General features: G+C 73.5%; 3 protein-coding genes. 1 reads left to right on the plus strand and 2 read right to left on the minus strand.

Annotation, left to right across the window (positions count from 1 at the left end):
• Positions 1 to 196: 196 nt before the first annotated feature.
• Both tpg and tap read right to left on the minus strand, forming a co-directional pair.
• Positions 197 to 751, minus strand: a complete 555-nt coding sequence (gene tpg, locus ACFV6I_RS36105) for a telomere-protecting terminal protein Tpg (protein ID WP_380346369.1) — start codon at positions 749 to 751, stop codon at positions 197 to 199.
• A 6-nt stretch (positions 752 to 757) separates the two neighbouring features.
• Positions 758 to 2,992 carry a telomere-associated protein Tap gene (tap, locus tag ACFV6I_RS36110; RefSeq protein ID WP_380430187.1) on the minus strand — a complete coding sequence of 745 codons (2,235 nt, stop codon included), beginning with the start codon at positions 2,990 to 2,992 and terminating at the stop codon, positions 758 to 760.
• Between the two features lie 703 nt (positions 2,993 to 3,695).
• Here tap and ACFV6I_RS36115 point away from each other — a divergent pair.
• Positions 3,696 to 6,386, plus strand: coding sequence for a LuxR C-terminal-related transcriptional regulator (locus tag ACFV6I_RS36115; protein ID WP_380430189.1), 2,691 nt, complete (start codon positions 3,696 to 3,698; stop codon positions 6,384 to 6,386).
• The last annotated feature ends 99 nt before the right edge of the window (positions 6,387 to 6,485 follow it).

A 6,485-nucleotide genomic window follows, 5' to 3' on the forward strand; every position in this document is an offset into this window, starting at 1 on the left:
CCTCGGTTCCACCTTCGAGGGGGCCCAAGAGCCCATCGGGGGGGGGGGGGGGGGGCCGGGGGGGCCCCCCCCCCCCCCCCCCCCCCCCCCCCCCCGGCGCGGGGGGGGGGGCCCCCCCCCCCCGCGGGCGGCCCCCCCCCCCCGCTTCGATGCATCGTAATGATGCACTGTGTAGGTTCAGTGTTCCTGCCTGGTGTCAGTACTGGACGTCGATCGCCTGGATTCCGGTGAACTCGACTTCGAGTCCGGCGGCGCGTCCGCCGTCCTTGAAGTAGGTTTCCTGGAATCCCTCGGCCATGATGGCGCGCATCTGTTGGTCACCGGCGCCCTGGTCCTGGGCGGTGAAGAGGCGGCCGGCGTAGGCGGGTGGGAGGTGGACGGTCAGGTGCCGTAGCCGGGCCTCGTCGGTGGTGCCGACGGGGGCGGTGTAGCCGAAGTAGGCCCACACCTCGACGGTGATGCCCGTGCTGGTGGCGGCCTTCTTGCGGGCCCGGCGGCGGATGCCGGGCTGCCACACTCGTTGGACCTCGCGCTTCAGGGCTTCGCGCAGTGCGGCCCTGGGGGTCTTGCGTTGGCCGGCGAGGTAGCGCTCGACGGTGCGGCGACTCACGCCGAGCCGGGCCGCCAGGGCGGCGGTGTCGCCCTTGGCCGCCTTGGCGAGCAGCCGCATCTGGGCCTGCGCGCTCTTGGGCGGCGCCTTGGTGAAGTGCTCGGGCGCGGCCCGGTCGATCGCGTCGGTGATCTCCTCCACAGCCTCCTACTTCCCTTCGATGGTGCTGCTGTCGTAGCCCTTGATGTGGCGGGCCGGGTTGATCGGCTGGTCGCGCTCCAGCCAGTCCACGACGGTGAGCATCTGCTGGATGCCCTCGACCTTGGCCAGACCGGGGGTGGCACCGAGGCGGAAGGTGCCGGGCAGCACCTTGCCGGAGCCGGTGAGCGGCAGGAAGCCGAGCGGGTCCGTGGTCGGGGAGGCGTAGACGACGCAGTCGTTGTTGACACCGAGCGGGTAACGGCCGTTGGCCTTCGCCACGTTGGCCATCTTGCGGTGCATGTTGACGCGGGCCTTGGCGATGACCGCGGCCCGGATGTCCGGGCGCCAGGTCTCCCGCTCCAGCGCCGGCCACGGCTCGCCGGGCTTGTAGGTCAGGCCCTGGGGGCGCTCTCGCAGCTTGCCGATCCCGAACTTCACCGTCGACTTCACCGCCGAGAGGACCATGGCGATCTGGTGGTGGCGCCAGGTGGCCGAGGCGAGCTGGTCGTCGCCCATCGCGGCCAGGTGGCCCAGGCCCTCGGCGGCGAGCGCGGCGCGCAGCGCGTCCAGGTCGGTGCCCGCGTTCTTGAGGAGGCGGTGGGCGGTCATCGCGGCGAGGAAGGCGCGTTCGTCGGTGTCCTTGTCGGTGGGGATGCCGGCCTCGGCCATGGTGGTGACGTAGGCCTCGCGGAGGCGGTCGTGCCAGGGGTCGAGGTAGGCGCCGCTGTGCTCGCGCAGGTAGGCCTCGGTCGGGGTGACGTCGTGGCCGAGTTCCTGGGCGTAGGCGACGGTGGGGGTGGTGTACCAGGCCGGGCCGGTGGGGGGGGTGCCGGTCGGGGCGAACGGGCTGGGCAGGCGGGGGTCGGTGGGGATGTGGGACAGGTCGACGAACCAGCTGCCCGGGGTCTTTTTGTCGAAGTGTGGGTTGGTGACGTGGAACGGGCCGGACAGACCGACGTTGAGGCGGGCGGCGGCGGCGAGGTAGGCGGTGTTGATGTCGATGCCGACCGCGAACGGTTCGATCATCTCCGCTTCGGAGAGGGTCTCGACCGGGCGGATCCACTGGTAGGACTCCTCGTCCAGGAAGCCGCCCGTCCAGCCCTGTGCGGCGGGGTGCTCCGGCGGGACCTCCGGCGGCGCTGCCTGGACGACTTCGGTCAGCGCGCCCGGGTTCGGTCCGGACACCCACCCGCCGCTCTGCTCGTCGCGTACCGCCCTCGTGGGCGGGCGTAGCGCGGTCATCAGTTCCAGGCCGCTGGTGGCGCTGGAGCCGCGGGGGGTGATGACGCGTTGGGCGTAGACGCCGAGGACGCGGGCGAGGTCGGGGGCGGGCAGGTGGGCGGCGTCGCCCCAGGCGCGGGTGTCCAGGGCGCGCCAGGGCAGGACGGCGAGTTGTACGCATTGGCGTCGGCCGTCTTTGACGGGCTTGTAGATGCGGGCCCAGGGGCCGAAGCCGCGGCGGGTGAGTTGCCATTTGGAGCGGGCGAGTGCTTTGACGATCTTGTGGTCGTCGGGCAGGCGCTGGGTGCGGCGGGTGGCCGGGTCGTCGTCCAGGGTGGGTGGCAGGCCGAGTTTCTGGGCGGCGGCGGCGGTGAGGACGATCAGGGGGTCGGAGTCCTTGCCGTTGCGGTGCAGTCGTGGGGTGCCCAGGCCGGATTCGGTCAGGGCCCAGGTGACCAGTTGTGCGAGTGTGGTGGCGGGGCAGTCCAGGAGTAGGCCGCCGACTGCGTAGGCGGTGCCGTCGTCGTCCAGTACTGCGAGTGGGCCGTGGGGGTATTGGGCGTCGCTGTGTGGTGTGGGGCGGGCGGCGGGGCGCAGCGGTTGTGGTTGTTCGGCTGGTTGTTCTGGCGGGATGCGGTCGGGGCGGGGGCTGTCGTCGTCCGGGTTCGCGGTGTCGTCGGTGGTGGGTTTGGGCTCGGCCTTTGTGGGGGTGGGGGTTGGGGCGAAGGCGGCCGGGACTTCTTCGACTGTGCGGGCTGCGGGGGCGGGGGTGGGGTGCTGTTGGGCCCAGCCTTCGAGGAGGCGTGCGTAGGCTTCCAGGCGTGGTGGCCTCGGTTCGGAGCGGCCGGCTTCCCAGTTCTTCACGGATTGCACCGTTGACTTCAGTACCTGGGCCAGTCGCGCTTGGGTGACTCCGGCGGCTTCTCGGAGGCGTGCTCTTTCGGTTGGCTCCGGCAGTTGTGGGCCTGGGTCGTTCAGTAGTGCGTCCACTGCTGCGAACAGTTCGTCCTGTGTGGGCATCGGAACTCCACCTCCTCGCCCTACACTAGTCCATTTTTAACCCTGGAATTGAGGTTCTTCGGTGGTGGTGGGGCCTTGTCTTTGTGGCTGTTCCATGGGGTTTTTGGCTTTCGGGTTGTTCGTTGGCGGAGGTGCTCTTAGCCCTGGAACATCTGGTGTTCGGGGTGTGGTGGCGGCGGTGGCTGGGGGGTGTTGGGCGGGGTTCGGGGTGGCTGGTGGTGGTGGGGTCCGGTGTGTTGCGTGGGCATTAGCCGGGGGTTAGCGGGATTCGTCATGGTGGGTGGATGTGCTGGCGTGGGTCTCGGATTAGTCCGCGTCGTTTGGAATGGGGTGTCCGGGAGGGGTTGTGGGGTCGGGAATCGCGGGGGTCCCGGTTGTCGGTCGGTGTGGTGCGTTGGGGGGCGCGGTCCGTGTCGGCACGAACTGGGGCGCGGATGGTGGCCGGTGGTCGCGGGTGGGTGTTTGCTGCTGTGTCGCTGTCGCGGGTGGAAAGTTCGTGGGTGAAACGTGATAAAAGCGGCGGGATCAAGCTCTGTCATGAACGCGATCGCGCCGTTTTTCGTGCGGCGGGCTGACGTGCGTCGCCCCGGGGTGAAGATCACACCGGGGCCGCGGTATCGCCGCGGAAGCCGGTGTCCGGGCGGGTGACGCACGGCCCGGGGCGGCGTCGCGGGACGGACAGGACGAAGGGGAAGGAGCGCGGATGCTCTTGGAGCGCGACGAGGTGTTGGACGCGGCCGCGGCGGCCGGGGCGGCCGCGCGGGCGGGCGGCGGGCGCTGGATCCTGCTCTCGGCACCGGTGGCCGGCATGGGGCGCAGCGCCGCGTTGGAGGCGGTGGTGCGGCAGGAGGCGGGCGGCGGTGCCATGCGGGTGGGGCGGGTGCGCGGGGTGCCGGAGGAGGCGGGGTTCGCGTTCGGGCTGGTGCGGCAACTCTTCGCGGACGACGGGGCCGTTCCGTTCTCGGTGCCGGCCGGGCCCGACGAGCAGCGGCTGTTCCACCGGTGGGTGACGCGGCTGGCCCGCTGGGCGGCCGAGCGGCCGGTGCTGATCGCGGTGGACGACCTCCATCACGCCGATGAGCCGTCCCGGCGGTGGATCGGCTATCTGGCCCGCCGGATCGCCGAGATTCCCGTCCTGCTGGTAGTCACCGAGTGCGGCGACCCGTCCGGTCCGGGGCCCTTCCCTTCTCCTGCGGGTGTGTCGGTCGTCCTGCGCGCTCTGAGTGTGTCCGCGGTCGTGCGTATCGCCCGGGGTGCCGACCTGGGCCGGGAGGACGTCGTGACGTGTGTCGGGGCGGGGGCCGGGAACCCGGCGCTGGTGCGGGCGCTCGTCGCCGACCTCGGTGACGGGCCGCTGCCCCGCCCGCCCGCCGCCCGCTCGCGCAGCCGTTATCGCGAGGCGATCGCCGACTGGCTGGGGCGGGGGGTCGATCCGTGTCTGCGCCAGGCCTGTCTGGCTCTCGCCGTCGCGGCCGAGGAAGGGGTGGCGGGCGATCCCGGGCTTCGCCGTCAGCTCGCCGGTCTCTGCTCGTCCAGGCGTTCGCCGGACGAGCGGTCGGTGCGCCGTCTGGACAGGCTGCTGAGCCACCCCCTGGCGCGGGAGGCCGTGCTCGCCGCCGCCGAGCCGCGGGAGATCGCGGCGCTGCACACCCGCATCGCGGAGCTGCTCGACGAGAGCGGTGCGCCGGCGACCGCCGTGGCCTCCCGGCTGCTGCGCGTGGAGCGGCCCGGTGAGGTGTGGATGGCCCGCTCGCTGGCCGAGGCCGCCGAGGAGGCGGTACGCGCCGGCCGTGTCGCGGAGTCCGCCGCGTATCTGCGCCACGCCCTGAGCGGGCCGCTCGATCCGGACCGGCGTGCGGCCCTGACCATGCGCCTGGGCACCCTGGAGCTCGCGAACAACGCGACCGCCGGTATCCGCAGGCTCCACACCGGAGTGGAGTTGCACAGTGATCTGCGGGAGCGGGCGAGGGCGGCGACCGCCCTGAGCGCGGCCCTCGTGGCGGGCCGCGATCCCGACAGCGCGCTGCGGGTCCTCCACCAGGCCGGCCGCGGGGCCGATGACGGCGAACTCGTCCAGGTGCTGCAGGCCCTCGCCGCGCTCGTCTCCTCGCACGACAACGACGCCTGGCGCGGCGCCGTCGCCGGCCTGCGCGCGCTCGCCCCCACCGCGCCGCCCGGCATCGAGCCGCTGGTGTGCGGCCTGATCACCGAGTACGAGGCCGGGGCCGGCCTCTGCTCGGCCGCCGAGGCGCTCGCCCGGGTGCGCCCGCGGCTGGCCGCCCCGGTGGACCCGCGCCTGCGGACCGCCTGGCTCGGCAGCGCGGCCACCCTGCTGCAGTGGGCGGACTGCCTGGAGGAGGCGCGCGGGCTGGCCGGCCTGTGCCTGCCCGCCCCGCCCGCTCCCCCGGACCTGACGGACGTGGGCCTGCAGTGCCTGCTCAGCGTCCGGGCCGAGGCCGCGCTGTGGGCGGGAGAGTTCGACCGCGTCATCGCCGAGAACGCCCCCCTGGTGGAGGCGACCGCCGGACAGGGCGTCCGGCTGCCGCACCTGGCGGCCATGGTGGCCACCGCCCGGCACGAGAGCGGCCGGCGCACCGGGGCGTGGGAGGCCGTGGCACTGGCCGGACCGGGCGGCAACGACAGTTCCTGGGAGTGGAACGAGCTCAGCTACGCACGGGCCCTGCTGCACGCCGCGGACGGCCGCTGGCAGGCGGCCCTCGACGACTACCTGGCCTGCGGAGCCGGCCAGAGCGCCCACGGCTTCGTCAGCCCCGTCGCCACACCGTGGCGTTCCGGGGCGGCGCTGGCCCTGGTGCGGCTGGGGCGGCGGGAGGAGGCCCGCGAACTCGCCGAGGAGGAACTGCGCCACGCCCGGACCTGGGGCACCGCGCGCACCGTCGGCCGGGCGCTGCGGGCGTACGCCGCGGCCGTGGGCGGCAGGCTGGCCCTGTGCTCGCTGACCGAGGGCGCCGAACTGCTCAGGGCGGGGTGCGCGCCGGTGGAACTCGCGGAGGTCCTGGCCGATCTCGGCCGGGCCCACATCGGGGCGGGCAACGGCCGCAAGGGCCGGGACACGCTGCGCGAGGCGCACGCGGTGGCCCTGCGGCTGGCCGCGCCCGCTCCGCAGGCCGGGCAGGCGCCCGCCGCCGGTCGCCTCCTCGACCTGACGGCGGGGGCGTTGCGCGAGGGCGGGGTGCGCAACAGGAACGGCGGGCACGCGCTGACGCCCGCCGAACGGCGCGTGGCCAAACTGGCGGCGGCGGGGCACACCAACGCCCAGATCTCCTCCGCGCTGTGTCTCACCCGCCGCACCGTGGAGACCCATCTCACCAACGCCTACCGGAAGCTGCGGATCGCCCGGCGTACCCAGCTGGTGGCGGTACTGGGAGGGTGAAGGCGGTAGGGGCCGGTAGGCGGGCCCGGGGCCACGGCAGGGCGGTCGGCGGCGGGCCGGGGCCGAGCGCCCCCGCCCGGGTCACGGATGGACGTGACC

It is taken from the genome of Kitasatospora sp. NPDC059803 (assembly GCF_042732255.1).
Classification (GTDB): domain Bacteria; phylum Actinomycetota; class Actinomycetes; order Streptomycetales; family Streptomycetaceae; genus Kitasatospora.

Coding starts and splice junctions, on each gene's coding strand:
- tap (WP_380430187.1), bottom strand. CDS start 2,992: ATGCCCACACAGGACGAACTGTTCGCAGCAGTGGACGCACTACTGAAC.
- ACFV6I_RS36115 (WP_380430189.1), top strand. CDS start 3,696: ATGCTCTTGGAGCGCGACGAGGTGTTGGACGCGGCCGCGGCGGCCGGG.